26 protein-coding genes are annotated in these 26,758 nt (G+C 57.9%); 14 read left to right on the forward strand and 12 right to left on the reverse strand.

The features are described 5' to 3' along the window. Positions 1–5: 5 nt before the first annotated feature. On the reverse strand, positions 6–731 hold the full coding sequence (locus V6582_RS18705; protein WP_337739172.1) for a glycerophosphodiester phosphodiesterase: 726 nt from the start codon (positions 729–731) through the stop codon (positions 6–8). Continuing rightward, complete coding sequence (locus tag V6582_RS18710; protein ID WP_156540866.1) at positions 728–1,198, reverse strand: RidA family protein; 471 nt, start codon at positions 1,196–1,198, stop codon at positions 728–730. Before V6582_RS18710 ends, V6582_RS18705 begins: the two co-directional genes overlap by 4 nt. 124 nt (positions 1,199–1,322) lie before the next feature. Between V6582_RS18710 and V6582_RS18715 the strand changes: the two genes are divergently transcribed. From V6582_RS18715 to lpxB, 14 genes are all read left to right on the forward strand, one after another. Beyond that, positions 1,323–2,141: a cell envelope integrity EipB family protein gene (locus V6582_RS18715; protein ID WP_156630618.1), complete on the forward strand. Its 819-nt coding sequence runs from the start codon at positions 1,323–1,325 to the stop codon at positions 2,139–2,141. A 182-nt stretch (positions 2,142–2,323) separates the two neighbouring features. After that, positions 2,324–3,091 (forward strand): 30S ribosomal protein S2, encoded by a 768-nt coding sequence (rpsB, locus tag V6582_RS18720; RefSeq protein WP_060717043.1) that lies wholly within the window; start codon positions 2,324–2,326, stop codon positions 3,089–3,091. Positions 3,092–3,350: 259 nt separating this feature from the next. Next, on the forward strand, positions 3,351–4,277 hold the full coding sequence (tsf, locus tag V6582_RS18725; RefSeq protein ID WP_156630619.1) for a translation elongation factor Ts: 927 nt from the start codon (positions 3,351–3,353) through the stop codon (positions 4,275–4,277). A gap of 218 nt (positions 4,278–4,495) precedes the next feature. After that, positions 4,496–5,218 carry a UMP kinase gene (gene pyrH, locus V6582_RS18730; protein WP_156630620.1) on the forward strand — a complete coding sequence of 241 codons (723 nt, stop codon included), beginning with the start codon at positions 4,496–4,498 and terminating at the stop codon, positions 5,216–5,218. An 87-nt stretch (positions 5,219–5,305) separates the two neighbouring features. Beyond that, positions 5,306–5,866, forward strand: coding sequence for a ribosome recycling factor (gene frr / locus V6582_RS18735; RefSeq protein ID WP_015916229.1), 561 nt, complete (start codon positions 5,306–5,308; stop codon positions 5,864–5,866). A 44-nt stretch (positions 5,867–5,910) separates the two neighbouring features. Continuing rightward, entirely contained in the window at positions 5,911–6,657 is a 747-nt protein-coding gene (locus V6582_RS18740; protein WP_156630621.1) for an isoprenyl transferase, read from the forward strand. A gap of 6 nt (positions 6,658–6,663) precedes the next feature. After that, positions 6,664–7,506 carry a phosphatidate cytidylyltransferase gene (locus V6582_RS18745; RefSeq protein WP_156630622.1) on the forward strand — a complete coding sequence of 281 codons (843 nt, stop codon included), beginning with the start codon at positions 6,664–6,666 and terminating at the stop codon, positions 7,504–7,506. Positions 7,507–7,716: 210 nt separating this feature from the next. Beyond that, positions 7,717–8,838 (forward strand): RIP metalloprotease RseP, encoded by a 1,122-nt coding sequence (gene rseP / locus V6582_RS18750; RefSeq protein WP_156630623.1) that lies wholly within the window; start codon positions 7,717–7,719, stop codon positions 8,836–8,838. Positions 8,839–9,137: 299 nt separating this feature from the next. Beyond that, positions 9,138–11,474 (forward strand): outer membrane protein assembly factor BamA, encoded by a 2,337-nt coding sequence (gene bamA / locus V6582_RS18755; RefSeq protein WP_156630624.1) that lies wholly within the window; start codon positions 9,138–9,140, stop codon positions 11,472–11,474. 51 nt (positions 11,475–11,525) lie between these two features. Beyond that, positions 11,526–12,590 (forward strand): UDP-3-O-(3-hydroxymyristoyl)glucosamine N-acyltransferase, encoded by a 1,065-nt coding sequence (gene lpxD / locus V6582_RS18760; RefSeq protein ID WP_156630625.1) that lies wholly within the window; start codon positions 11,526–11,528, stop codon positions 12,588–12,590. Further along, positions 12,587–13,051, forward strand: a complete 465-nt coding sequence (gene fabZ / locus V6582_RS18765) for a 3-hydroxyacyl-ACP dehydratase FabZ (RefSeq protein ID WP_015916223.1) — start codon at positions 12,587–12,589, stop codon at positions 13,049–13,051. Before lpxD ends, fabZ begins: the two co-directional genes overlap by 4 nt. After that, positions 13,048–13,863, forward strand: coding sequence for an acyl-ACP--UDP-N-acetylglucosamine O-acyltransferase (gene lpxA, locus V6582_RS18770; protein ID WP_156630626.1), 816 nt, complete (start codon positions 13,048–13,050; stop codon positions 13,861–13,863). Before fabZ ends, lpxA begins: the two co-directional genes overlap by 4 nt. A gap of 3 nt (positions 13,864–13,866) precedes the next feature. Beyond that, positions 13,867–14,745, forward strand: a complete 879-nt coding sequence (locus tag V6582_RS18775; protein WP_156630627.1) for an LpxI family protein — start codon at positions 13,867–13,869, stop codon at positions 14,743–14,745. Positions 14,746–14,838: 93 nt separating this feature from the next. Then, positions 14,839–16,014 carry a lipid-A-disaccharide synthase gene (gene lpxB / locus V6582_RS18780; protein WP_156630628.1) on the forward strand — a complete coding sequence of 392 codons (1,176 nt, stop codon included), beginning with the start codon at positions 14,839–14,841 and terminating at the stop codon, positions 16,012–16,014. A gap of 23 nt (positions 16,015–16,037) precedes the next feature. Here the strand turns inward: lpxB and fghA are convergent, their stop codons facing one another. The 10 genes from fghA to V6582_RS18830 form a co-directional block, all read right to left on the reverse strand. After that, the gene (fghA, locus tag V6582_RS18785) at positions 16,038–16,871 is read right to left on the reverse strand and encodes an S-formylglutathione hydrolase (protein WP_156630629.1); all 834 of its coding nucleotides are present in this window, start codon (positions 16,869–16,871) and stop codon (positions 16,038–16,040) included. A gap of 19 nt (positions 16,872–16,890) precedes the next feature. After that, entirely contained in the window at positions 16,891–17,562 is a 672-nt protein-coding gene (locus V6582_RS18790; protein ID WP_156630630.1) for a DUF1345 domain-containing protein, read from the reverse strand. Next, positions 17,559–18,023, reverse strand: coding sequence for a YaiI/YqxD family protein (locus tag V6582_RS18795; RefSeq protein WP_156630631.1), 465 nt, complete (start codon positions 18,021–18,023; stop codon positions 17,559–17,561). Before V6582_RS18795 ends, V6582_RS18790 begins: the two co-directional genes overlap by 4 nt. Positions 18,024–18,028: 5 nt before the next feature. Beyond that, positions 18,029–18,502 carry a GNAT family N-acetyltransferase gene (locus tag V6582_RS18800; protein ID WP_156630632.1) on the reverse strand — a complete coding sequence of 158 codons (474 nt, stop codon included), beginning with the start codon at positions 18,500–18,502 and terminating at the stop codon, positions 18,029–18,031. Then, entirely contained in the window at positions 18,502–19,629 is a 1,128-nt protein-coding gene (locus tag V6582_RS18805; protein ID WP_156630633.1) for an S-(hydroxymethyl)glutathione dehydrogenase/class III alcohol dehydrogenase, read from the reverse strand. The genes V6582_RS18800 and V6582_RS18805 overlap by 1 nt, the downstream gene beginning before the upstream one ends. An 87-nt stretch (positions 19,630–19,716) precedes the next feature. Continuing rightward, on the reverse strand, positions 19,717–20,196 hold the full coding sequence (locus V6582_RS18810) for a hypothetical protein (protein ID WP_156630634.1): 480 nt from the start codon (positions 20,194–20,196) through the stop codon (positions 19,717–19,719). Positions 20,197–20,451: 255 nt separating this feature from the next. Next, positions 20,452–21,390: a DMT family transporter gene (locus V6582_RS18815; RefSeq protein ID WP_156630635.1), complete on the reverse strand. Its 939-nt coding sequence runs from the start codon at positions 21,388–21,390 to the stop codon at positions 20,452–20,454. A gap of 93 nt (positions 21,391–21,483) precedes the next feature. Beyond that, on the reverse strand, positions 21,484–22,125 hold the full coding sequence (locus tag V6582_RS18820; RefSeq protein WP_156630636.1) for an RBBP9/YdeN family alpha/beta hydrolase: 642 nt from the start codon (positions 22,123–22,125) through the stop codon (positions 21,484–21,486). Positions 22,126–22,364: 239 nt separating this feature from the next. After that, complete coding sequence (locus V6582_RS18825; RefSeq protein ID WP_156630637.1) at positions 22,365–26,096, reverse strand: 5-oxoprolinase/urea amidolyase family protein; 3,732 nt, start codon at positions 26,094–26,096, stop codon at positions 22,365–22,367. 3 nt (positions 26,097–26,099) lie between these two features. Next, complete coding sequence (locus V6582_RS18830; protein WP_156630638.1) at positions 26,100–26,750, reverse strand: urea amidolyase associated protein UAAP2; 651 nt, start codon at positions 26,748–26,750, stop codon at positions 26,100–26,102. Positions 26,751–26,758: the final 8 nt, after the last annotated feature.

Raw genomic sequence — 26,758 nt, forward strand, 5'->3', positions numbered from 1 at the left:
CAAGATTATGATGCCACGGTGTCGCGCGGGTCAAAGCCTTCAAACGTCATTTGATCAGCGTAAGTATAGGTGTGAGCGCGCATAATTTCATCCCGCACCGTCCACGTGATCACTGGAATGTTTTTCTGCCGCTGCGCCTCGATGAAGCTGTTGGGCAGATGGGCGACGCAATAGGAGATGAAATCCAGGCCGAGCTGCATGGCCTCGTCATGGACAAAGAAGTTTTCCGGCTTGGCGCCCTCAGCGGTCAGTCCGACCGGGTAGGGGCAGTCATTGGCCTTCAACTCTTTCAAAAGATGATGGTCAAAGCTCATCAGCGCGACTTTACCCTGGTAGCCGGTGAGAACCTCCAGCACATCCTCGACAAAGCCCTCGTCGTCGCCGAGCCTGCCTTTTAGCTCAATTACCAGCGGCACCTGGCCCTTGACCAGATCGAGCAATTGCCGCAGCGTCGGCACCTTGTCGGCTGTACCGCCGACCGACATCATTTTCAGTTCCCCCGAGGTGCGGGCGCGCACATCACCAGTCATGTTGCACAGGCGCTGCATGTCGTCGTCATGGAAGACAACCGGCACGCTGTCCGTGGTGTATTGCAGGTCGCATTCGATGGCGAAACCGGCCTCTATGGCGCGGCGGGCAGCTGACAGCGTATTTTCCCAAACCAGCTTGTTCTGGTCGTGAAAGCCGCGATGGGCAACCGGCGTGTCCTTGATCCAGCTGGCATCCGTCACAGGCGGATCTCCAGGATGGCATCGATCTCGACGGCGGCGTTCATCGGCAGGGCGGCCATGCCGACGGCGGCGCGGGCATGTTTGCCAGCCTCACCCAGCACCGAGGCGATCAGGTTGGAGGCGCCGTTGATCACCAGATGCTGATCGGTAAAGCCGGGGCCTGAGGCAACGAAGCCGTTGAGCTTGATGACGCGGGCAATGCGGGAAAGGTCGCCATCCAGCGCCGATTTCGCCTGGGCCAGAATATTGATGGCGCACAGTTCTGCGGCGCGCTGGGCCGAGGCCAGGTCCACATCGCTGCCGACCAGGCCGGTCACGGCGATTTTGCCGGCCTCCATCGGCAATTGGCCGGATAGATAAAGCAGGTTGCCGCTGATGACATAGGGTACATAATTGGCAGCAGGTGCTGCGGCCTGGGGCAGGGTAATGCCAAGGGCGGCAAGGCGGCTGTCGATAGTGTCGGACATGATCAAATCCCGGCTAGCATGAAAACGGAAACGTGGTGATAAACTCAGGCAAGTTGCGTAAGCGCCTCGCTTTTGACAACTCAGTTCTTATAGCATCAAGCCAGACCGCAACAGGAGAATATCGATGCCGCAGTTGACCTTGGCCCTTGTTATGGCATTGACGGCAAACACCGCGATGACATCCGTGAAGGTCGATCCGCAGGCTGTAGGCGATCTCGCGCCACATCGCGCTACCTATGATATCCAGCTGAAAAAGGCGACAGACCAGTCCGGCGTCGACAATATGAGCGGTCGGATGGTCTATGAGTTCAATGGTTCGGCCTGTGACGGCTATTCCACCAGCTTCCGATTCGTCACCAGGATCGAGACCGGCGATCAGGTCAGCGTCACCGACCAGCAGGTTCACACATTCGAGGACATGGCCGCCAGACGGTTCGATTTCGAATCGAAAAGTTTTACCGATGACAAGCTGGACAAGGACGTCAAAGGGGCTGCTGCCGCAAAAACCGATGGTCTGCGTATCGAGTTGAAAGAGCCGCAGAAGAAGGAGCTGGAGCTGGCCTCGGCACGGTTCCCGGCTCAACATATGCTTGATATGATCGACAGGGCCAGGAAGGGAAACCGCTTCTTCGAGGCCCGCGTGTTCGATGGCACGGAAGACGGCGACAAAAGCTATCTGACCACGACGGTGCTGGGGACATCGAAAAAGCTGACGGGCGATACCAAGGATCCCCTTTCGGGCCGTACCTATTGGCCGGTCGCCATCGCCTATTACGATGACAAGTCGGATGGCGATCAATTGCCGGTCTATACCCAGTCCTTCGATCTCTATGATAATGGGGTGACGCGGGACCTGACGCTGGATTACGGTGATGTTGTCCTGACCGGCAAGCTTTCCAAGTTGGAATTGCTGCCGCCGACGGCCTGCAAGGCGCAAAAGTAGCAATTGCAGGCTTTTTCTCGGCCCTACACTTGCCTTGGCCGTCAAATCGTTCTATGGCGACCGGCATTCCACACGTGAAGCTTGGGATAGGCCGGGAGACATCCGGTCCGTTCCGCCCGGTGGCGTTTTGAAAAAGACGCTGTTTGCTTCACGGGGGTTCAACCGGAAAAGGAGAAAAAGGCATGGCATTGCCTGATTTTAGCATGCGTCAGCTTCTGGAAGCTGGCGTTCACTTCGGCCACCAGACACATCGCTGGAACCCGAAGATGAAGCCGTACATCTTCGGCGATCGTAACAACATTCACATCATCGACCTGGCTCAGACCGTACCGATGCTGTCGCGCGCCCTGCAGGTCGTATCTGACACGGTTGCCCGTGGCGGTCGCGTTCTGTTCGTTGGCACCAAGCGTCAGGCCTCTGACCTGATCGCCGATGCTGCCAAGCGTTCGGCCCAGTATTACGTCAACTCCCGCTGGCTCGGCGGCATGATGACCAACTGGAAGACCATTTCCAACTCGATCCAGCGCCTGCGCAAGCTCGACGAAATCCTGAATTCGGAAGCCCAGGGCTTCACGAAGAAGGAACGTCTGAACCTTGAGCGCGAACGCGAAAAGCTTGACAAGGCTCTCGGCGGTATCCGCGACATGGGCGGCACCCCGGACCTGATGGTGATCGTTGACACCAACAAGGAAAAGATCGCTATCGATGAAGCCAAGCGCCTGGGCATTCCGGTCGTTGCCATCATCGACTCGAACTGCGATCCGGACCTGATCGATTATCCGATCCCGGGCAATGACGACGCTTCGCGCGCCATCGCTCTCTACTGCGACCTGATCTCGCGCGCTGCCATCGACGGTATCGCTCGCCAGCAGGGTTCGTCTGGCCGTGATATCGGCGCCATGGTTGAGGCTCCGATCGAGCCGGCTCTGGAAGGCTCTGCCGAGGCTTGATGCAATCGGATGCATGAAGGCGGGCTTGCTCCGCCTTTGACAAAAGATTGATGGGCCGCCCGTCAGCGTCAGGCTGTGCGGCGGCCCGCTCTTTTGAATGGCTTCCCTTTTGCGGGAGCCGCCTTGCGGTTTCCCCGCTCGCGTGATGACGTGATTTCATCACGCTGTAACATTTCCGGGTACAAGTCGTGCCCAATCCGGGCGCCGGTTTCAGGCATCTGTCCTTTGGCCCGCCCCTGAACAGACAAAGAGGCAAACAATGACCGAGATCACTGCTGCAATGGTGAAGGAACTGCGCGAAAAGACCGGCGCAGGCATGATGGATTGCAAGAAGGCGCTGGCTGAAAACGGCGGCGACATGGAAGCATCCATCGACTGGCTGCGCGCCAAGGGCATTGCCAAGGCCGACAAGAAGTCCGGCCGTACCGCAGCCGAAGGCCTGATCGGTATTGCCAGCGCCGGCACCACCGCGGTTGTCGTCGAAGTGAATTCCGAAACCGACTTCGTTGCCCGCAACGATGCCTTCCAGGACATGGTTCGCGGCATTTCCACCGTCGCACTCTCCACCGACGGCACTGTCGACGCCATCAATGCTGCAAACTACGCAGCCACCGGTAAGACGGTTGCTGATTCGATCAAGGATGCGATTGCCACGATCGGTGAGAACATGGCGCTTCGCCGTGCAACACAGCTGAAGGTTGAAGACGGCGTTGTCGCCACCTACGTTCACAACGCTGTATCGGACGGCCTTGGCAAGCTCGGCGTGCTGGTTGCCCTGAAGTCGACCGGCAACAAGGACGCGCTCAACACCATCGGTCGTCAGATCGCCATGCATGTTGCCGCCACCAACCCGCTGGCCGTGCGCGCTGAAGAAGTAGACGCCGCTGTTGCCGAACGCGAGCGCAATGTGTTCATCGAGCAGTCGCGCGAATCGGGCAAGCCTGAAAACATCATCGAAAAGATGGTTGAAGGCCGGATGCGCAAGTTCTTTGAAGACGTTGCCCTGCTGTCGCAGGCTTTCGTCATCAACCCCGACCAGACCGTTGCTGCTGCCCTCAAGGAAGCCGAAAAGGATGTCGGCGCGCCGATCGAGATCACCGGCATCGCTCGTCTGCTGCTGGGTGAAGGCATCGAGAAGGAAGAAAGCGATTTCGCCGCTGAAGTGGCGGCTGTTGCCAAGGGCTGATCGCTCTTTACCGTAAAACATTCCAATCATGGGAAAAGTCAGGGCATCGCGTGACAACGCGGTGCCCTTCGTGTATCCGGCATTGCTGGCGCCCGCGCTTCTTGCCCGCTGCGGCACATTTCGTGACGTTTTTCACCATTGCGGCCTCTGTTTCATCGTCCGCCGGTCTTCAAGCCGGGGTGTTTCATCAGGCGGCAGGTTCAATTCCAGGAGAGACCATGACCTCCAAGCCCATTTATCAACGAGTTCTTCTCAAAGCTTCCGGCGAAGCCCTGATGGGCAGCCAGGGCTTCGGCATTGATGTCGCGGTCGCCGACCGGATCGCCGGCGATATCGCAGAGGCGCGCGCCATGGGCGTCGAAGTCGGCGTCGTGGTCGGTGGCGGCAATATTTTTCGCGGCGTGGCCGTCGCCTCCAAGGGCGGCGACCGGGTAACGGGCGACCATATGGGCATGCTCGGCACAGTGATCAACGCTCTGGCGCTGGCAACGTCGCTGCGTAAGCTGGACATCGACACCGTGGTGCTTTCGGCCATTGCCATGCCGGAAATCTGCGAAACTTTTTCGCAGCGCGTCGCGGTTCATCATCTGTCGCAGGGCAGGGTGGTGATTTTCGCTGGCGGCACCGGCAATCCATTCTTCACCACCGATTCTGCCGCAGCCCTGCGCGCTGCCGAAATGGGTGCGCAGGCGATTTTCAAGGGCACCCAGGTGGATGGCATCTATTCCGCCGACCCGAAGAAGGACCCGACAGCCACCCGTTTCGACCATATTACCCATGCTGAAGTGCTCGAAAAGGGCCTGGCGGTAATGGATGTGACCGCCGTTGCCCTGGCGCGGGAAAACCGGATCCCGATCATCGTCTTCTCCATCCACGAAAAAGGTGGCTTCAGCGCCATCCTGCAAGGCGGCGGTGTGAAAACAGTCGTTAATGACGATTGACGGAGGCGAATGGCAGCCGGGACCGATTGACAGACGGATCGTTTCACGTTTTCAAGGCGTCACTGAAGAATTGTCGGAGACTGTAAGATGACAGCAGGTATTGATCTCAACGATATCAAGCGCCGCATGGATGGCGCGATCAACGCATTCAAGAGCGACCTCGCCTCGTTGCGCACCGGTCGTGCCTCGGCCAATATTCTCGACCCGGTCATGGTTGAAGCCTATGGTTCGCGCGTGGCGCTGAACACCGTGGCCAATATCACCGTGCCGGAACCGCGCATGCTGGGTGTCTCTATCTGGGACAAGAGCATGGTCGGCGCTGTCGACCGGGCAATCCGGGAATCCAATCTTGGCCTCAACCCGATTGTCGACGGCCAAAACCTGCGCATTCCGCTGCCGGAACTGAACGAAGAGCGCCGCAAGTCGCTGGTCAAAGTGGCGCATGGTTATGCCGAAAACTCGAAAGTCGCGATCCGCCATGTTCGCCGCGATGGCATGGACAGCCTGAAGAAGGCTGAAAAGGATGGCGAAATCGGCAAGGACGATGCGCGAAGCCTTTCGGAAAAGCTGCAAAAGATGACGGATGACACGATTTCCGATATCGATCGCTTGCTTGCTGAAAAGGAAAAGGAAATCATGCAGGTCTAATCTGCACATTTCGCCTTCTCTGCGACGCCAATGCAGGACCTGATATGACGACTTTGGATATTTCCGCCGTTCCCGAGCACGTTGCCATCATTATGGATGGCAACGGACGCTGGGCCAATCAGCGCGGCATGCCGCGCGCTTATGGCCATCGGCAGGGAATGGAAGCCCTGCAGACAGTGGTTCGCACGGCGGGCGAAATCGGCGTGCGCTATCTGACCCTGTTTGCGTTTTCATCCGAAAACTGGCGCAGGCCGGAAACCGAGATCACCGACCTGTTCGGTTTGCTCAAGACTTTCGTGCGCCGCGACCTCGCCGAGCTTCGTGCCAATAACGTGCGGGTGCGGATCATCGGTGAGCGCAGCTCGCTGAAGAGCGATATTCTCAAGCTGCTGATCGAGGCAGAGGAGACCACCCGCACCAATACCGGCATGACCATGGTGATTGCCTTCAATTATGGTGCGCGCGATGAGATGACCAGGGCGGTTTCAGCCCTGGTGCGCGATGTGCAGGCAGGGCTTTTACCTGCCAGCGCCATTACACCAGAGGCGATTTCCGCTAGATTGGATACGGCGGGAATACCCGATCCGGATCTGATCATTCGCACCAGCGGCGAGGAACGCCTGTCGAATTTCCTGCTCTGGCAGGCCGCCTATTCTGAATTGATCTTCGTGCCGGAATATTGGCCCGATTTTAGCCGCGAAAGCTTTCTGGCGACTTTGGAACTCTATGCCTCCCGCAATCGGCGGTTCGGCGGTCTGGCACCTGCCGCCGCCGTGGTTGCCGGATCGTAGCCGGCCATGACCAGAGAACTCAGACTCCGTATCTTGTCTTCCATCGTCATGGTAATAGTGGTGCTCGCCGCCACCTGGACCGGCGGCCTACCTTTCCGGGGGCTCGCCGCCTTAATCGGCCTTGCCGTGTTCTGGGAGTGGTCAACGATGACCCGGCTCGGCGAGGTCAGCATCCGTGGCCTTGCCATCGGCTGGCTTTCGGTGGCGGTCATTGCCGGCAATGTTGTGGCGGGCGATACCTCTTTGAGCCTGCCCTTGCTTTCCGGTTTCACGCTGACGCTGGTTTTCCTTACATTTCTGCGTCGCTGGTCCTGGTGGCTTGCCGGAGGCGTATTTTATGCCGGAGCCTGTATCGTGACTTTGGCGGCCATTCGCGATGATGATGCGATCGGCTTTGTCGCCATGCTTTTTGTCTTCGTCATTGTCTGGAGCACGGATATCTTCGCCTATTTCGTCGGTCGCACGCTCGGTGGCCCGAAGCTGGCGCCTCGCATATCGCCGGGCAAGACCTGGTCGGGCGCCGTCGGCGGAACCGTGGCTGCAGTCATCGGCGGTTATGCGGTGACGGCATCCTATTTCACGGTCTATGGCTGGTGGATACCGGTCTTGGCGCTGGTGCTTTCCATCTGCAGCCAAATGGGCGATCTGTTCGAATCCTTCGTCAAGCGCCGTTGCGGTGCCAAGGATTCCAGTCATCTGATTCCCGGCCATGGCGGCGTGATGGATCGGGTCGACGGATTGGCGACCGCAAGCTTCGCGGCATTTCTGATTGCTATGATCGTTGCTGCAATCAACAACGGAGTGACCGATTCGGTTGGCGGACTGCTGTTCGATTTCGCTGGTCACTGACGAACGTTTGACTGTCGTCCGGTTTCTGTCATTGCCGTTGGTGATGTGTATCCTTTACGGCGGTGCCAATCTGGCGCATATGTAAAGCGAGAGTTTGCCTTAGGAAAGTGGAACCCGGGTTTCCCGAGAGGACAAACGACAAAAAGACATCCGTGGTCTGTCCGGTTCAATGTGAACCTGTCAAACCTCGGTCTTAGAGAAGGGCGTGCTATGGCTGTTATCGGTTTTCTGACGGGTTATATCATCCCCTTCGTCCTGGTCCTGTCGCTGATCGTTTTCGTGCATGAGATGGGCCATTACCTGGTTGGGCGCTGGTCGGGGATCAAGATTCTCGCATTCTCGCTGGGGTTCGGCCCGGAGCTGATTGGCTTCAATGACCGCCATGGTACGCGCTGGAAGCTGAGCGCCATTCCGCTGGGTGGTTATGTGCGCTTCTTCGGTGATGCCGATGCGTCCAGCAAGACCGATACAGCGGAGTTTGAGGCGCTGAGCCCTGAGGACCGCGCCCGCACGCTGAATGGCGCAAAATTGTGGAAAAGAGCCGCCACCGTTGCCGCCGGGCCAATCGCTAATTTCCTGCTGGCAATTTTAATTTTTTCGGTAACCTTCAGCCTTTATGGAAAGCCCGTTTCCGATCCTGTCGTGGCAGAGGTCAAGCCTGCGAGCGCGGCGGCTGACGCCGGTGTGCAGCCCGGAGATACCCTGGTGGCGCTCGATGGCAGCAGCGTCAAGACCTTCGACGATGTGGTGCGCTATGTAAGCGTTCGCCCGCTTGTGCCAATCGTCGTCACGGTCAAGCGTGGTGAGTCCCAGTTGGACCTGTCGATGACGCCGCGCCGGACCGAAACCACCGACCGCTTCGGCAACAAGATGGAAGTCGGCCAGATCGGGATCATGACGACGGCGGCCAGCGGCAATTTTCGCGTTGAAAAACTGGGGCTTGTCGATTCGGTCCGTGCTGGCGTCGAGCAGACCTGGAATATCGTAACCGGCACCTATGATTATCTCGCCAACCTGTTTGCCGGTCGGATGAATGCCGATCAGCTGGGGGGACCTATCAGGGTTGCGCAGGCGTCCGGTCAGGTTGCCACCTTGGGTGCCGTTGCTTTGCTGCAATTGGCTGCCGTTTTGTCAGTTTCCATTGGGTTACTGAACCTTATGCCGGTTCCGGTGCTTGATGGTGGCCATTTAATCCTCTATGCGCTAGAGGCAGTACGCGGAAAACCAGTCAGCGCCGGTGCGCAGGAAATCGCGTTCAAGGTGGGAATGGTCATGATTCTGTCGCTGATGGTGTTCGCAACATGGAACGACATCAGTCGGTTGATTGGCTAGTGTATCGATCCAATAGGAGGCGAGAGCCGAATTTGGAAAAATCGATGCATTAACAAATGATTAGTGCATTGATGCGTGTTCGCAGTGAGCGCGCCAGTGTCCTGGAGGGTTCTTGCGTTGATGATAAGGATTTGTTTACGATGTTTCAATTTGGTAGTGGCGAATACGCCACGTGTTGAAACGAAGTAAATGGAAATTAACCGCTGGTCTTGCTTGTAGAGCAAAAGCGGTTAAAACCACCATCGGACCGGAGTCGGTTTAAAGACCGAGGGACAACGGAAAAAAGGTTAGAAGTTCACATGAAGGCTGGTTCAAGATTTTTGAACGCGGTGTCAGCGATTGCGCTGTCTGCTGGTGTAGTTTCGTTAAGTGCAGGCCTCGCCGTTGTGGCATCTGCTTCTGTTGCCAATGCGGCCTTGATCCAGCGGATCGATGTGCGTGGTGCGACGCGTGTAGGAACGGAGGCTGTTCGTTCCAACTTGACGATCCAGCCTGGAAAGGCCTTTTCCAATTCCGACATCGACGACTCGGTCAAGCGTCTTTACGCCACCGGTTATTTTTCCGATGTGAAGATTTCGGTTTCCGGCAGCGCGCTGGTGGTTACGGTCAACGAGAACCAGTTGGTCAACCAGGTCGTGTTCAACGGCAACCGCAAGATAAAAGACGACAAGCTGTCGACTGTTGTTCAGACGCAGCCGCTCGGTCCTTATAGCCAGGAACTCATCCAGGCCGATATTACCCGCATCAAGCAGGCCTATGCCGCCATCGGCCGCAGCGAAGTTGAAGTGACGACGCAGACCTCGCCGGTTGGCCAGGGTCGCGTTAATCTCGCCTTTGTCGTCAACGAAGGTGACCGTACCAAGATCGGTGCCATCAACTTCGTCGGCAATCACGCCTATGGCGATAGCCGTCTTGCAGCTGTTATCAGCACCAAGAAGTCCAATCCTCTGTCGTTCCTGACCCGTAAGGATGTCTATAACGACGACAAGTTGAAGGCTGACGAGGAAGCACTGCGTCAGTTCTACTACAATCACGGTTATGCCGATTTCCGGATCATTTCTGCGGATGCATCGCTTAACGAGCAGACCAACGAATACACTGTGAACATCACGGTTGACGAAGGTCAGCGTTACAAATTCTCCGACATCAATGTCGAAAGCTCTGTGGAAGGCGTTGACCCTGCTGAGTTGAAGGGTCTTGTGACGACGTCTTCGGGCGGCGTCTACAGCGCTCGCGAAATCCAGAAGTCGATGGAAGCAATTTCCCAGCGCGTCTCTGCCAAGGGCTATCCTTTTGCCCGCGTCGTTCCGCGCGGCAATCGCGATATGGGCAATGGCACGATCGGCGTCACCTATATGGTCGATCAGGGCGAGCGCGCCTATGTCGAGCGTATCGAGGTCAAGGGCAATACCCGGACACGCGATTACGTTATCCGTCGCGAATTCGACATCAGCGAAGGCGATGCTTTCAACCAGGAAGTCATTACCCGCGCCAAGCGTCGTCTTGAAGCGTTGGGCTATTTCAGTTCGGTCAATATCACGACGGCTCAGGGCAGTTCGCCTGACCGCGTCATCATCGTCGTCAATGTCGAAGATCAGTCGACTGGCTCCTTCGGTATCGGCGCTGGCTATTCCGTTGGTGGCGATGGCCTGATCCTGGAAGCTTCGGTGGAAGAAAAGAACTTCCTCGGTCGCGGTCAGTATATCCGTATTGCGGCTGGTGCCGGTACGGACGACAGCCAGACCTACAATCTGTCGTTTACCGAGCCCTACTTCCTCGGCTATCGCCTGGCTGTCGGTTTTGACCTGTTCAAGAGCAGCACGAGCAGCAACGATTATTACGATTATAGCGAACAGGGGGGCACCCTGCGCGTTACGGCGCCGATTACCGAAAATCTGGCAACGACGTTCCGCTATACCTACAAGCAGATCAAGTATGAGGGCGTCGATGCCTGGAGAACTGCGCTTTCGGAGCCTTATAAGGATCTGATCAACGGCAGCCCTTGGGTTGTGTCTTCGGTTTCGCAAACCTTGACCTATAATACGCTGGACGATAAAAATCTGCCGCATGAAGGTATTTATGCGACGTTCACCCAAGAGTTTGCCGGTCTCGGTGGCGATTCCGATTACTACAAGGTCTATGGTAAGGCCCGTATCTTCAAGAGCCTGTCGGACGAACATGATATTATCGGATCGCTTTCTGCCGGCGCCGGGCATGTTATGGCTACAGGTGACAACCTGAATGTCTTCGACCAGTTCCAGATCGGCGGTAAGGAAATCCGCGGCTTTGAGAACAATGGTATCGGTGTTCGCATGCCGAACAGCAACGATGACGCCTTGGGTGGCACCACCTACTTCACCGCCTCTGCTGAAGCGAGCATGCCTATTCCGGGCGTTCCGCAGGATGCAGGCTTCCGTATCGCTGTCTTCTCGGATGCTGGTACGCTTTACGGCAATGAAGTGAAGAACAGCGCTGGTGCACAGGGCACAGACATGGCTTGGCGTGCGTCTGTTGGTGCCGGTATCGTCTGGGCATCTCCTTTTGGTCCGCTGCGCTTCGATTACGCACAGCCTATCCTCAAGGAAGATTACGACAAGGTGCAGCAGTTCCGATTCTCCATTGCGAACCAGTTCTGATTTCTATAGTCCCAACCTCAGACAAACTCACTCGTCTGGGACATTGGTGTGATGGAGCATGAAACTTTTTATCCGCCCCACGCGGGCGTCAGTTTGAAAGAACTGGCGGACCGTCTTGGGGCGGAACTGTTACAGGATGAGGCGGGCGACCGCGTCATTCGTTCGGTGGCACCGGTCTACCGGGCAAAGCCGAGCGATATTTGTTATATCCTGTCGAGGCGCAACAAAGCCGAACTCGAAACCTGTGATGCTGGGGCAATCCTTTGCGACGCCGCGCTGCGCTCGTTGATCCCTGAGCATATTCCGGTCTTGTTGATCAAAAATCCCCATGCGGCTTTTGCGATCGCAGGGCAGTTTCTGCATCCGGAGGGCAAACAGCCTTTGCCTGTGGCCCGGCCGGGCGCTCCCGACATTTCCCCTGCGGCCTTTGTCGATCCGACGGCCCGTCTTGAGGACGGTGTTGTGGTCGAGCCCATGGCGGTGATCGGTGCGGATGTAGAAATCGGCGCTGGTAGTCTGATCGGTGCGGGCGCAGTGATTGGCCGTGGTGTCAAGATCGGACGCGATTGTTCGATTGCCGCAGGCACCAGTATTATTGCTAGCTATATCGGCAATGGCGTTATCATCCATAACGGGGCACGCATCGGCCAGGATGGTTTTGGCTATGCGCCAGGCCCGCGCGGCATGGTGAAAATCGTGCAGATCGGACGGGTGATCATCCAGGACAATGTGGAAATCGGCGCCAATACGACGATTGACCGCGGAACGATGGATGACACTGTCATCGGCGAAGGAACCAAGATCGACAATCAGGTCCAGATCGCTCACAACGTGCGCATCGGCCGCCATTGCGGCATCGTTGCCCAGGTTGGCATTGCCGGCAGCACGGTGATTGGCGATGGCGTTTTGATTGGTGGTGGCTCTGGCGTTAACGGCCATATCAAGATAGGTGACGGTGTTCAGATTGCCGCGATGAGCGGTGTTATTGGCGATCTTCCGCCGGGCGAGAAATTCGGTGGTATTCCGGCACGTCCGCTTGGGGATTTTCTCAGGGATTGCGCCCAGATCATGGGACGGTCTGAAGGCAAGTCGAAGGTTGGAAAGGGGCAGAAATGACCGTTGAGCAGAAAGAGTTGGGACGCGCGGATATTCTGGAGATCATGAAGCTCCTGCCGCATCGCTATCCCTTCCTGCTGGTGGATCGCATCATCGACATCGATGGCGACAATGCGGCCATCGGTATCAAGAATGTAACCGCAAACGAACCACAGTTTACCGGACATTTTCCCGAACAGCCGATCATGCCAGGGGTGCTGCTGATCGAAGGCATGGCGCAGACGGCAGGGGCGATCTGTGCCCGCAAGGCCGGAACGGCTGGCGATCTTGTGTATTTCATGACGATCGACAATGCCAGGTTCCGCAAGCCTGTTGTGCCGGGCGACCGTGTAGAGTTCCACGTCACCAAGCAGAAACAGCGCGGTAATGTGTGGAAGTTCCACTGCGATGCCAAGGTGGATGGCGCGCTTGTGGCAGAAGCCGATATCGGGGCAATGATCGTCAATAAGGAAGCCCAATGACTGTTATTCCAGCCAGTGCCCGCATTCATCCCTCCAGTGTCATCGAAGATGGCGCGGTGATCGGGGAAAATGTCACGATAGGACCGTTCTGCCATGTCGGTCCCAAGGTCGTGTTGGGCGATGGTGCTGAGTTCATGTCGCATGTGGTGCTGACGGGAAAGACCATTGTCGGCAAGAATAGCCGGATATTTCCCAATGCGGTCATCGGCGGTGAGCCGCAGAGCATCCATCATGCAGGCGAAGAGACAACCTTGACCATCGGCGATAATTGCACGATGCGTGAAGGCGTGACGATCAATTGCGGCACGGTGGAAGGCGGCGGCCACACGGTGGTCGGCAACAATAATTTGTTCCTGGCCAATTCCCATGTGGCGCATGATTGTCAGCTCGGCAATCATATCATTCTGTCCAACAACGTGATGTTGGCTGGCCATGTCAAAATCGGCGACCGGGCCATCCTCGGCGGCGGTTGCGCCGTTCACCAGTTCACGCGTATCGGACGGCAGGCCTTTATCGGCGGGCTGACGGCGTGCAGCTACGATGTCATTCCCTACGGCATGCTGAATGGCAATCCCGGTCTGCTGGGTGGATTGAATGTGGTCGGCATGACCAGGGCCGGAGTGGAACGCGCAACCATTCACCGCGTCCGTAAGGCCTATAAGGCATTGTTCGATGAAGAAGGTGCTATTCGTGAAAAGGCTGCGGCCATTCGCGAAGAGTTTGCCGATTGCGCCGAGGTCATTGAAATCCTGGATTTCATTGTTGCCGAAAGCGACCGGGCGCTTTCGTCGCCATTTCGTGGCAAGAGCTGAGGGATGAGCGGCCCGCAGGGGCGTCTCGCCATCATTGCCGGCAGCGGTATGCTGCCGGTCTATGTCGCCGAAGCAGCGCGGGCGGCGGGTGAAGATCCGTTCATCCTGCCGCTGAAAAACGAGGCGGACCAGCGCTGGGAGGGTTTCCAGTCCTCCGTGATCGGGGTCGGCGATATGGCGGGCTTGTCGAGCCTGATTAAGCGACATGGCATCAAACGGGTGGTGATGTCTGGAGGCGTTAAAAAGCGTCCGAATTTCAAAGAGATCCACGTTAATCTTCGCTTTTTGGTGAAGCTGCCTTTTGCGGTAAAAACCCTGTTATCGGGTGGCGATGACGCTGTGCTGAAAATGGTCATTCAACTGATCGAGTCGCAGGGTTGCCGGGTGGTGGGCGCGCATGAAATTGCGCCTCAATTGCTGGCAGAGCTTGGGCCGCTCGGTGCGTCCAGACCGACGGATGATGACAGGCGCGACATTGCCGCTGCCGCCAAAGCCGCCGATGCGTTGGGCCGGCTGGATGTCGGGCAGGGAGCCGTTAGCGTTGGGGGGCGTATCGTTGCTCTTGAAGGGGTTGAAGGAACGGACCGGATGTTACAGCGCGTTGCCGAACTTCGCGCCGAAGGGCGGATTTCATCGCGGCGGCGCGGCGTGCTGGTCAAGCTGTGCAAACCGCAGCAGGATATTCGCGCCGACCTGCCGACCATCGGGCAATCGACCATCGAAAATGCTGCCCGTGCCGGGCTTTCCGGCATCGCGGTCCAGGCCGGGCGCGCGCTGCTTTTGCAACGCCAGGAAACCTTGAGACAGGCAGATGCGGCGGGTATTTTTATCTCCGGTATTGAATTAGAACCTGAGGGCGAAGCCCGATTGAATCAAGAGTGAGGGTTAAGCCCGATTGAATAAAGGGTGAGGGCGAAGCCCGGTTAAGCTAAGGTGAGACAACGCCTCAATGAAGTCGACTGAGGGAAGTGAAGCATGGAAAACCGGCCCCTGAAGATCGCAGTCATTGCTGGCGAAGTCTCCGGCGATTTGCTGGGTGCGGATCTGATTGCGGCGCTGAAGCAGCGCTATGACGGGGAAATCACGCTGATCGGCGTCGGTGGACCGGCTCTGGAGGCGCAGGGTCTGACCTCGCTGTTTGATTTTTCGGAATTGTCGGTCATGGGCATTACCCAGGTCTTGGCAAAGCTGCCGCGTTTCCTGAGGTTGATCGGCACGACCGCCAAAGCGATTGTCTCAGCCAAGCCAGATCTGCTGCTGATCGTCGACAGCCCGGATTTTACCCATCGCGTTGCAAAAAAGGTGAGGGCGGCCTACCCGACCATGCCGGTGGTCCATTATGTCTGCCCGAGCGTCTGGGCGTGGAAGGAATATCGGGCCAAGGCCATGCTGGCCTATGTCGATACCGTTCTGGCCGTCCTGCCGTTCGAGCCAGCCGTGATGCAGCAGCTTGGCGGGCCGGAAACGCATTTTGTTGGTCATCGACTGGTCACCAGCCCGGCCATGCTGGCCTGTCGGGCAGACCGGCTGCTGCGTCCGCTTCCCGCCGCAGAGGAGCCGAAAACCATCATGCTGCTGCCGGGATCGCGTGGCGCGGAAATCTCGGCCCTGACGCCGGTTTTTCGCGATGCAGCCCGGATTTTTGTTGAGCGCAACGGGCCAACGCGGTTTGTGCTGCCGACCGTGCCAAGGCGGGAGCGCCAGGTGCGTGAGGCTATCGCCAACTGGGAGGAAAAGCCTGACGTGGTTGTTGGGGAGGATGCCAAGTGGCGGGCCTTTGCCGAAGCGGATGCAGCGATTGCTGCCTCGGGTACGGTGCTGCTGGAGCTTTGCCTGGCTGGTGTGCCTGTTGTCTCTACCTATAAGACCGATTGGCTGATCAAGCTGCTGCACAGCCGGATCAAGACCTGGACCGGTGCCTTGCCGAGTATCATTGCTGATTATGTCGTGGTGCCAGAATATCTGAACGAGCAATTGCGCGGCGCTTCGCTGGCCCGCTGGATGGAGCGTCTATCCTCGCACACGCGGGAGCGGCAAGCGATGACCGAGGGTTTCGATCTGGTCTGGCAGAAAATGCAGACGGAAATCCCCGCCGGAGAGGCGGGGGCGAAGATCGTGCTGGATCTTTTGAAGACCCGCTCCATTATATAGCGTTAGTCCAGCATTATATAGCGTTAGTCCAGCCGCTCGCCATGCCAGCGCAGGTGATCATCCATGAATGTCGAGATGAAATAATAGGAATGGTCGTAGCGCTCGTGCAGCCGCAGCGTCAGGCCGATATCGGTGTTTTTCACCGCCTCTTCCAGCAGCCAGGGCTGTAGACCGGTTTCCAGGAAACTGTCGGCCTTGCCCTGGTCCACCAGGAATTCCGGAAAGCGCGCTCCGTCCTCGATCAGGGCGCAGGCGTCGTATTGTCGCCAGAGGGAACGGTCGGGGCCGAGATATTTCTCGAAAGCGTCCTGCGTCCAGTCGGCTTTCAGCGGGCTGACAATGGGGGCGAACGCAGAGCAGCTCTTGAAGCGGTCGGGATGTTTCAGCGCGATGGTCAATGCGCCATGGCCGCCCATCGAATGGCCGAAAATGCCCTGGCGGCTCATGTCAGCGCGGAACTGTTCGGCAATCAGCGCAGGCAATTCCTCGGTGATGTAGCTGTACATCTTGAAATGTTCGGCCCAGGGCGTTTCGGTGGCATTCAGATACATAGCCGCGCCCTTGCCCATCTTCCAGTTGGTCAACTCATCCGGCACGTCATTGCCGCGCGGGCTGGTGTCTGGGCAGACGACGATCAGGCCGAGTTCGGCGGCCAGCCGGCGGTACTCACCCTTTTCCATCACATTCGCATGGGTGCAGGTCAGGCCGGACAGATACCAGAGCACCGGGCGCTTTTCAGTGATCGCCTGGGGTGGCACGAAGACCGCGAAGGTCATTTCGCAGCCGGTGACATCGGACTGGTGCGAAAACACGCCCTGCATGCCGCCAAAGGCGGTGTTTTGCGACAGGATATTCATGAAACTTGGCTCCTGCTGATCAATTGGCTATCGAAACGACGGCGTTGACGGCTGCCGCGACCAGGATTGTGTTGAAGAAGAACGACACGATGGAATGGGCGAGATTGATGCGCCGCATGGCCGTGGTGGTGATGGCGACATCGGATGTCTGGGCGGTCATGCCGATGACGAAGGCGAAATACAGAAACTCATAGCCGCCCGGCTCAGGGGTGTCGGGAAAGTCCAGGCCGCCGGAAGGGCCTGGGTCGGGAGTGCTGGTCAGATGACGCCAATAGTCATGGGCGTAATGCATGGCAAACATCGTGTGAATGGTGAACCAGCCGCTGATGACCGACACAAACGCCAGCGACACTTCCAGCAGGCTGGGCGAACCGGCCCGGTTCAAGGCGTTGAACAGCGCCGCCACCGCAGCAACCACCGCCAGCAGGCTGACCAGCGGGATGACAATGGTCGGGGCATCGTCGCGTTGCGGGCTGGTTTTCAGGCGTTCGGCGGTGATGCCGGGGATACGTTTGATCATCAACGCGATATAGAGCACGAAAAACACGATGGCCGAGGACTCGACGGCCAAGGCGGGCTTGATCCATAGAAAGACCGGCAAAGTCAAAAGGCCGAGCAGGCTGGACCCATAGAAGGGGCTGTGCCTATGGCGTCTCAATGCGTAGAAACGAGGCTTTTTCTTGGGGGTCATAATGGGGGCGTGTCCTGACGGAGGGATTTGCAGCGGCGGCAAAGCCGGTCCAGTGTTTCCAGAAACTGCGAGCGGTCGCGGGGGCTGAAGGCGCGGTTATAGCCTTTGCTTTCGCCGGTCTCACGCAAATGGGCGCCGAGATCGCGCATGGCGGTTGCCATGCCGATATTGGTCTCATCAAACATCCGTCCGGTCGGCCCGGTAACGAAAGCACCCGTCGCCACACAGCGCCCGGCCAGAGGCACGTCGGCGGTGATGACAATGTCGCCTGGGCCGGCCCGCTCGGCGATCCAGTCGTCGGCGGCATCGAAACCATTGGAGACGATAACATTCTTGACCATCGGATCGCGAGAAGGACGCAGGCCGGAATTGGCAACGAAAGTCACCGGCTGATCGTGGCGTTCGGCCACTTTCAACACCTCTGCTTTAACCGGGCAGGCGTCGGCATCCACATAGATCATTGGTTTCAGGCCCTTCCGATGGAGACGGCACGAACCATGTCGACATGGGCAATGCCGTCCTCCAGGTAGTCCGCCGAGACCGGGAGAAAACCAAACGACTGATAGAAAAGTTGCAGATGGCTTTGCGCGGAAAGCTCTATCGGACTTGAGGGAAAACGGTGTTCGCAGGCCGCAATGGCTTCGCGCATCAAGGCATCGCCAAGCCGCTTGCCGCGATGGGAGGGCGAGACGACAACGCGCCCGATCTTGACCGCGGACGAAGGCGCGTCGGAGGCTAAAATTCGGGCGCTTGCGATGAGATCGTCGCCGTCCACCAGCCGCAGATGTAGGGCGTCGATGTCCTTGCCATCAAGCTCTGGATAGGCGCATTTCTGCTCGACGACAAAGACATCGACGCGCATTTTCAGAAGATCGTAAAGGTCTCGTGCGGAGAATGCATCCAATCTCCGCACATCGACCCGGTAAGGCATATTTGCCATCAATACAGAACCACGCTGCGGATGCTTTCGCCGGAATGCATCAGCTCGAAGCCCTTGTTGATGTCCTCAAGCGGCATGGTGTGGGTGATCATAGGGTCGATCAGGATCTTGCCCTCCATGTACCATTCGACAATCTTCGGCACGTCGGTACGCCCACGCGCGCCGCCAAAGGCGGTGCCCATCCAGTTGCGGCCGGTGACCAGCTGGAACGGACGGGTGGAGATTTCCTGACCCGCGCCCGCAACGCCGATGATTACGGACTTGCCCCAGCCGCGATGTGAGGATTCCAGCGCCTGGCGCATCACTTTGGTATTGCCGGTGCAGTCGAATGTGTAATCGGCACCACCGATCAGGTCGCCATTGCGCTTCGTCAGGTTGACCAGATAGGCCACGATGTCGCCATCGACTTCGGTCGGATTGACGAAATGCGTCATGCCGAATTTTTCGCCCCAGGCCTTGCGGTCATTGTTGATATCGACACCAATGATCATGTCGGCGCCAGCAAGCCGCAGGCCCTGCAGCACGTTGAGACCGATGCCGCCCAGGCCAAAGACGATGGCGGTCGCGCCGATCTCGACCTTGGCGGTATTGATCACCGCACCGATGCCTGTCGTGACGCCGCAGCCGATATAGCAGATCTTGTCGAAAGGCGCGTCTGGGTTAACCTTGGCGAGCGCGATTTCCGGCAGGACGGTGAAATTGGCGAAGGTCGAGCAGCCCATGTAATGATGGATCTTGTCCTTGCCGATGGAAAAGCGCGAAGTACCATCCGGCATGACACCCTGGCCCTGGGTGGAGCGGATGGCGGTGCACAGATTGGTCTTGCGCGACAGGCAGGAATAGCATTCGCGGCATTCAGGCGTGTAAAGCGGAATGACGTGATCGCCTTTTTTCAGCGAGGTGACGCCCGGCCCGACATCCACCACGATGCCAGCCCCTTCATGGCCAAGAATGGCTGGAAACAGGCCTTCGGGATCGGCGCCGGACAAGGTGAAATCATCGGTATGGCAGATGCCTGTAGCCTTGACTTCAACCAGCACTTCGCCAGCCTTCGGGCCGTCCAACTGCACGGTCATGATTTCAAGCGGCTTGCCTGCCTGAGTGGCAACGGCGGCACGAACATCCATTAAGAGATCTCCCTTGGTTTCTTGTCGGCGGAGTTTTGCACTGACTTGCGCAAAGCCTCAAGATCCGGAAGGGGTTTTTCTCAAAACTCAGCCCAGCGCAAATCGTTTTTTGCGCTGTTGAACAGGCAAAGCCTTTTTATCTCTGTAGTCGCGGTTTGGAAAACGGCTGTGCAGGTCTCTTCCATGTCTTTTCAATGGATGAACGCTGCCCACGACCGTCTTTTCAGGGACACTCTCCAGGTCCGGTGTCTGAATAGGCTCACTCTGCAAATCTGCCATCATCATGGAAATTTGTTGCAAAAGCCGCTGTTCGATTGGCGAGTTTGCCTTGCCATCGGTGGTGAAGGTGCGGATCAGCCATTGCAGTTTATACCGGTCCATACGGTTTTCCGGTGGCTGTTTGCGCAAAATGTAGCACGCCATGGAATCGATAAAATAGCTCTGCCATTCAGCGCATTTATCGGGACAGCATCCGTTCAGCACGAGAAGCGTCATCGCATCTTCATGGGTGCAAACCCCATGCGGCAGGCCGTATGTCTTGAGAAGAACCACGTCATGGTGGTCCAATCTCTGTTTTCCGGCGATAACACATGCCGGAAACGAGAGACGAAATTCCCTCATAGTCGAAACCCCGTTTCATCATGAAACCGTAGATTGATCTAAATGCCAATTCTTTCTTTCGCCATAACGAACGGAGTTTACAAAAGGTTACAATGAGCTGAAACGAGACGTTATATGCGCTGCGCTGCGGATACCCACTCAAAATGCCCGGGTTTCTCCGCTCAAAACACTGAATATGAATTTGCTCATTTTTGGGTGTATTCAGGTCGCGGCCAGAGCCTTATCGGCAGAGGCGTTGCGGTGTTCACGCCATAGAATGAACAGGCCGGAGGCGACGATGATGCCGATGCCCAGCCATTTCGACGGCGACGGAAAATCATCAAACAGCACATAGCCGAGAATGGTCGCCGCAATGATCTCGAAATACTGGAACGGCGCGAGTACGGAAAGCGGTGCCATGCGGAAGGCCTTCACCACGAGAAGGTGTATATGGCCTGAGAGAACACCGAGCAGAACCAGCAGCAGCAGACCGGTCATGCTGGCTGGGAGCGACGGTGTGAAATCGGCACTGCCTGCGGATTGACCGATCAGGATCGCGCCACCCATGAATATTGTGCCACCGACGCCCGACATGGTCTGCATGGTCATCGGCGAATCGGCATTACCGATGGCGCGATTGAGAAACATGTAGAGGGCAAATAGGAAGGCGCAGAGCACCGGCAGAAGCGAGGTCGCCCCGAAAATTTCCCAGCTGGGTTGGATGACGATCATCGCGCCGCCAAAGCCGATCAGAATGGCAAGCCAGCGCCGCCAACCGACCTTGTCGCCCAGAAACAGCGCCGATAGCGCTGTCAGGATGAACGGCTCGACGAAATAGATCGCGAACACATCGGCGAGCGGCATATATTTGACGGCGGCGAAAAAACACAGGCTTGCCGCGCCATGCAACGCGCCCCGCAGCAGGTTGAGAAACGGTCGCTTGGCCGTAAAGGCTTTGCTGCCTTGTAATGCGATGAGAAAGGGCAGGGTGCAGGCAAGCTGAAAGAAGAAACGGTAAAAGGTAATCTGCCCCGGCGACATGCCTTCGATATTGGCCATGTATTTGGCAATCGCGTCCATGCCCGGCAGCACAAGCATGCAGCCGGCCATCAGCGCCATGCCACGCAACGGATTGGAAAGATTGGCGGAGACAGTCGTCATCGGAATATCCAGGTTTTCCGATGATGATCATGAGGCGAGGCCTTAATCAAGGCTCGGCTTGTAAAGGCAGGTTGAAAAAAATTGTATGTATGTTCAGGCGTGAGAATGCATGTGTGGCTCAGCTGCGGCTGTCTGTGCCGGTCTCGCAGGAATTGTTGGCTGGATGGCGCGGCGGCCCTCAACGGTGGTTTGCAATTGCGATAGCAGAGCATAGCCTCCGCTCCACCGGCCGAACCCGCTTTGCGGGTTGATATGGCCCACGGCGCCGAGATTGACCAGCCGACTGCCCCAGCAGGACGCGGTGCGCTGCACGGTGTCACTATCCATATAGGGATCGTTGCTGCTGCCGATCATCAATGAGGGAAAGGGCAGGTGCTGGCAAGGCATGTCACCGAAGCGGATGACATCGGGATGTTGGTTCTCGGTGGTTTTCAGGTCGCAGGGTGCGACAAGCAGCGCGCCACGGATCAAATGGCGAAGCGGACTATCGGCCATTTGGGCGGTCAGAAGGCAGCCCATGCTATGGGCGACGATCCACGCACCGGTCCTACACGAGGCAAGCTGCTGTTCCAGCCGGGCTTTCCAGGCGCCAAGCTCAGGATGAGCCCAATCGTCCTGTTCAACCATGATGCTGGAGGGCTGGTCTTCGACCCAATGCTGCTGCCAATGCCCGGCGGCTGAACCGTTCAGTCCCGGTACAACAAGTGTATCGATGCTACAGGTCTGGCTTGGCATGGCTGATCCTTTCCGTCACTTCGGGGACATCGGGCACTTTAGGGACATCGGGCGCTGTCGAAACATCCGAGCGTGCCGATCCCGCGTCGATCATGCTCCGATATTGCCGATTATCGATCCGAATCTGGCCGAGGACGAGAAAGCTCCATCTATTCTCTGGTTTTTTAGTAGAAAATTTGACCGGATAAATGAAATTTCATTCCAGATATCCGGTCATTGTCGCGTTGTGGCAGGCTATTTCAGACATTTTGCAGGACGGCGATCACGTCGCCCGCTTTGATCGTCTTTCCTGGTGCGACGCGCAATTCCCGCAGGATGCCGGGTGCATGGGCCGTCATCGTGATCTCCATCTTCATCGATTCAATGATGGCAATCGTCTCTCCGGCGGCAACGGACTGTCCTTCCTCCACCAGCACTTTCCAGAGATTGCCGGGCACGGCGCTTTCCACGCCGAAGCAATTGTCTGGAATATCGCCGCCAGCACTGGGGCTTGCGTCCTCATCGGCGGTGAAGCTGTCGAGGCCTTGGTCCTTCCAGCGCTGGCGTTCCGCCTCGAAGGCTGCCTGTTGTTGACGCTTGAAGGTGCCGATGCTTTCGGCATTTTCAGCCAGGTCCGCCGCGTAGCTTGCATAGGAAAACGCGCCGTCCTCGATACGGATCGGATAGCCGCCATGCGGGAAGGCGGCGCGGGCCTCTGTCAGTTCGTCGTGACTGACGGGGAAGAAGCGGATCTGGTCAAAGAAATCCAGCAGCCAGGGCTTGTTGCGGGTAAAGACCGGCGTTTGCCGCCAGGCGTTCCACATCTGGATGGTGCGGCCAAACAGCTGGTAGCCACCTGGACCTTCCATGCCGTAGATGCACATATAAGCGCCGCCAATGCCAACGGCATTTTCCGGCGTCCAGGTGCGGGCCGGGTTGTATTTCGTCGTTACCAGCCGGTGGCGCGGATCGAGCGGCGTGGCAACCGGCGCACCGAGATAGACATCGCCAAGCCCCATCACCAGATAGCGGGCGTTGAAAATCGTATCCTTCACCGCCTGCTCGTCGGCAAGACCGTTGATACGGCGGATGAACTCGATATTGGACGGGCACCAGGGGGCGTTGGGCCGCACCAGTTCCTGGTATTTGCGCATCGCCAGTTCCGCCTCCGGGTCGTTCCAGGAGAGCGGCAGATAGACCGTGCGGCTTGGCACCGTCACATCCTCTACCGGGGGCAGGCTAGCCTCGATTTCGCTGAGCAGGCCCAGCAGCCGGACGCGCGATAGGCTGGCGCCATCATAATGGATTTGCAGCGACCGAATGCCGGGGGTGAGGTCGATCAAGCCCGGCAGCTTGGCTGCCTTGACCGCCTGCATCAGCAGGTGGACGCGCATTCGAATGGCGATGTCGAGCTGCATCTCGCCATATTCCACCAGCAAATTGTCATCACCCTGACGGCGATAGGTGACGGAGACGGGGCCATTGGAATTGTGGCTGAGGATGGGTGATCCGGCTTTGGGTGGGAGGGGGTTTTGAGCTGGCGTTGGAGGTGGTGGTTTACCCCCCTCTGCCTTGCCAGGCATCTCCCCCTCAAGGGGGGAGATCGGGGATGGTGCCGCCGAGATATCTTGATCGGTCTCGTCAAAGGAGAGGTTTCTAGTCTTGCCAATCTCCCCCCTTGAGGGGGAGATGTCCGGCAGGACAGAGGGGGGTATCCCGTGCTCGACGCCTCCTGAAGCCGCCGCAATATCCCCATCTCGCGCCACAGGATGAAAACGAATGGTATCGCCCGGTTTGAACTGTCCCATCTTCCATTGTTCATCCCTGGCAATCACCGCCGGGCAGACGAAGCCGCCAAGGCTTGGACCATCAGGGCCGAGAATGATCGGCATATCCCCGGTAAAATCGATGGCCCCAATCGCATAGGGATTATCATGCAGGTTGGACGGATGCAGCCCGGCTTCTCCGCCATCCTGCCGCGCCCATGTCGGGGCAGGACCGATCAACCGGACCCCGGTGCGGGCGCTGTTGAAATGCACCTCGTAATCCGTGGAAAACAGCGTTTCGATATCGCTGTCCAGAAAGAAATCCGGCGCGCCATGCGGGCCATAGACCACACCGACCGACCATGCGCGGGTCAGCTCCGGTGGCTCCTCGGCTGGCGTGGCGACGGGTTGTGGGTGGCGGGCCAGCCGCAGCACATGGCCAGCCTTAAGGTTTCCCGTGGCATTGCCGCCGAATTGGCCAAGGCCAAAGGTGGCGCGCGATCCAAGCACGACAGGTGCCGCAAAGCCGCCCGACACCGCCAGATAGGCGCGCTGGCCGGGACCGGAAATCCCTCCAATGGCGAGAACCTGTCCGGGTTTGACAGTAAAGGCCGTGTTATGTGCGACCGGAGCGCCATCCAGTGTCATTGCCATCTCGGCCCCGGCCAGTGCAACAGTGACATTGGAGAAGAATTTCAGCACCGGCCCCGAGACTGTCAGCTCCAGCGCCGCCACATCGTCGCCATTGCCGACCAGCCGGTTGGCATGGCGGAAGGAGTGGGCATCCATCGGCCCGCTCGGCGGCACGCCGACATGCCAAAGCCCTAGACGCCCCGGAAGTTCCTGAAGGCTGGATTGGGCGCCGGGGGCGATGACCTCGACCACATCGGGCACGAAGGAAAAATCCTTCAGCGCCGTGGTTGCCACATCACCGCTTAAAAACAGATCAGAGGCAGCGATAGCGCTGAGATAAACGAGATTGGTCTCGATGCCGGAAATGGACGTTGCAGATAGCGCCGATTGCAACGCGGCAATCGCCGCGTCACGGTCCTTGCCTGTTACGATCAGCTTGGCCAGCATCGGGTCGTAATAGGGCGTCACCTCTGTGCCTGTCTCGATCCAGCCATCGACACGGGCCGTTTTCGCAAACACCACCTCCGTCAGCAGCCCCGCGCTGGGGCGAAAATCGGCATGGGGCATTTCGGCATAAATCCGGGCCTCAATGGCAGCACCCTTCGGCACCAGATTTTCATTGCCGGTCAGCACATCCTCATCGGCGGCTTGGCGGATCATCCATTCCACCAGATCGATACCAAACACCGCCTCGGTGACAGGATGCTCCACCTGAAGCCGCGTGTTAACCTCCAGGAAGTAGAACTCCTGGCGGGCGGGATCGTAGATGAATTCCACCGTGCCTGCCGAGCGGTAATGGACAGACCGGCCAAGCGAGACGGCCGCCTCATGCAGGCGCTGGCGCACCGCGCCCGACAGGCCGGGGGCCGGAGTTTCCTCGATGACTTTCTGGTTGCGGCGCTGGAGAGAGCAATCCCGCTCACCAAGCGCGATGACCCGGCCCTGTCCATCGCCAAAGATCTGTACTTCGACATGCCGGGCCTTGGAAACAAAGCGTTCCAGATAGACCCGTGCATCGCCGAAACTGGCCTTGGCGGTGCGCTGGACCGTGTCGAAGGCCGCTTGCAGGCCTGCGGCGTCGTGGCAGAGCTGCATGCCGATACCGCCGCCGCCTGCGGTGGATTTTAGCATTACCGGATAGCCGATCAAGCTAGCTGCCGAAAGCGCGTCTTCGGCGCTGTTCAGCAAGCCGCTGCCGGGCAGCAGTGGTACGCCACTGTCTGCCGCCAGTTGCCTTGCCGTGTGTTTGAGGCCAAAACTGGCGATATTCTCCGGCGTCGGGCCGATAAAGGCGATGCCTTCGGCCTGTAGCCGCTCGGCAAAGCCGATATTTTCCGAGAGAAAGCCATAGCCGGGATGGACGGCTTCAGCCCCCGTCGCCTTGCAGGCGGCAATCACCGCCTCGACATTCAGATAGCTTTCGCTTGCTTGGGCTGGGCCAAGGCGGATGGCTTCATTAGCCAGCCGCACATGCAGCGCAAACCGGTCGGCATCGGAATAGACGGCGACGGAGGCAATGCCCAGACGCCGCAATGTCTTGATGATCCGGACGGCGATTTCGCCCCGGTTGGCAATCAGAACCTTCTTGAACATCGATCAGGCCTCGCTATCCCAGACCAGAACCCGGGCAGGCGTCGGATCAAAACCGTTGCAGGGATTGTTGATCTGCGGGCAATTGGAAATCACCAGCAGCACATCCATTTCGGCTTGCAGCTCGACAAAATCGCCGGGGGCGGAAATGCCATCGACAATGGTCATCTGGCCGCTCGGCTCAATCGGCACATTCATGAAGAAGTTGATATTGGCGACCACATCGCGCTTGCTCATGCCGTGTTTGGCAACTTCCAGCACAAAGTTATCGCGGCAGGCATGCAGATATTTGGTACCATGGCCAAACCGCACCGTGTTGCTCTCGCAGGAGCAGGCCCCGGCTGAGGTATCATGCCGCCCGCAGCTATCGGCGGTCATGGTCAGCATGATCCGACCTTCATTGGAGATGATTTTCGTGCCGGTGGAAATATAGGCGGCACCCTGTTCGCGCATCGTATCCTGATTGGAATAACGCTCGGAAAAATCCTCAGCATTGTAAAACAGCGTGTCGATGGCTTGCTGGCCATAGCTGTCCTCAATCCGCAGGATCTGGCCCTTCTTGATCACCGTGGAAAATGGCGCTTCCGCCGCAATGACGTGATCCTGCACAGCGGTATCAGGGGTGCGAAGGGGAGATGTGGTGTTGAATTCAGACATGGTTTCCT

It is taken from the genome of Agrobacterium vitis (assembly GCF_037039395.1).
Classification (GTDB): Bacteria; Pseudomonadota; Alphaproteobacteria; order Rhizobiales; family Rhizobiaceae; genus Allorhizobium; species Allorhizobium vitis_E.

Coding starts and splice junctions, on each gene's coding strand:
- V6582_RS18710 (WP_156540866.1), bottom strand. CDS start 1,198: ATGTCCGACACTATCGACAGCCGCCTTGCCGCCCTTGGCATTACCCTG.
- V6582_RS18715 (WP_156630618.1), top strand. CDS start 1,323: ATGCCGCAGTTGACCTTGGCCCTTGTTATGGCATTGACGGCAAACACC.
- rpsB (WP_060717043.1), top strand. CDS start 2,324: ATGGCATTGCCTGATTTTAGCATGCGTCAGCTTCTGGAAGCTGGCGTT.
- tsf (WP_156630619.1), top strand. CDS start 3,351: ATGACCGAGATCACTGCTGCAATGGTGAAGGAACTGCGCGAAAAGACC.
- pyrH (WP_156630620.1), top strand. CDS start 4,496: ATGACCTCCAAGCCCATTTATCAACGAGTTCTTCTCAAAGCTTCCGGC.
- frr (WP_015916229.1), top strand. CDS start 5,306: ATGACAGCAGGTATTGATCTCAACGATATCAAGCGCCGCATGGATGGC.
- V6582_RS18740 (WP_156630621.1), top strand. CDS start 5,911: ATGACGACTTTGGATATTTCCGCCGTTCCCGAGCACGTTGCCATCATT.
- V6582_RS18745 (WP_156630622.1), top strand. CDS start 6,664: ATGACCAGAGAACTCAGACTCCGTATCTTGTCTTCCATCGTCATGGTA.
- rseP (WP_156630623.1), top strand. CDS start 7,717: ATGGCTGTTATCGGTTTTCTGACGGGTTATATCATCCCCTTCGTCCTG.
- bamA (WP_156630624.1), top strand. CDS start 9,138: ATGAAGGCTGGTTCAAGATTTTTGAACGCGGTGTCAGCGATTGCGCTG.
- lpxD (WP_156630625.1), top strand. CDS start 11,526: ATGGAGCATGAAACTTTTTATCCGCCCCACGCGGGCGTCAGTTTGAAA.
- fabZ (WP_015916223.1), top strand. CDS start 12,587: ATGACCGTTGAGCAGAAAGAGTTGGGACGCGCGGATATTCTGGAGATC.
- lpxA (WP_156630626.1), top strand. CDS start 13,048: ATGACTGTTATTCCAGCCAGTGCCCGCATTCATCCCTCCAGTGTCATC.
- V6582_RS18775 (WP_156630627.1), top strand. CDS start 13,867: ATGAGCGGCCCGCAGGGGCGTCTCGCCATCATTGCCGGCAGCGGTATG.
- lpxB (WP_156630628.1), top strand. CDS start 14,839: ATGGAAAACCGGCCCCTGAAGATCGCAGTCATTGCTGGCGAAGTCTCC.
- fghA (WP_156630629.1), bottom strand. CDS start 16,871: ATGAATATCCTGTCGCAAAACACCGCCTTTGGCGGCATGCAGGGCGTG.
- V6582_RS18790 (WP_156630630.1), bottom strand. CDS start 17,562: ATGACCCCCAAGAAAAAGCCTCGTTTCTACGCATTGAGACGCCATAGG.
- V6582_RS18795 (WP_156630631.1), bottom strand. CDS start 18,023: ATGATCTATGTGGATGCCGACGCCTGCCCGGTTAAAGCAGAGGTGTTG.
- V6582_RS18800 (WP_156630632.1), bottom strand. CDS start 18,502: ATGGCAAATATGCCTTACCGGGTCGATGTGCGGAGATTGGATGCATTC.
- V6582_RS18805 (WP_156630633.1), bottom strand. CDS start 19,629: ATGGATGTTCGTGCCGCCGTTGCCACTCAGGCAGGCAAGCCGCTTGAA.
- V6582_RS18815 (WP_156630635.1), bottom strand. CDS start 21,390: ATGACGACTGTCTCCGCCAATCTTTCCAATCCGTTGCGTGGCATGGCG.
- V6582_RS18820 (WP_156630636.1), bottom strand. CDS start 22,125: ATGCCAAGCCAGACCTGTAGCATCGATACACTTGTTGTACCGGGACTG.
- V6582_RS18825 (WP_156630637.1), bottom strand. CDS start 26,096: ATGTTCAAGAAGGTTCTGATTGCCAACCGGGGCGAAATCGCCGTCCGG.
- V6582_RS18830 (WP_156630638.1), bottom strand. CDS start 26,750: ATGTCTGAATTCAACACCACATCTCCCCTTCGCACCCCTGATACCGCT.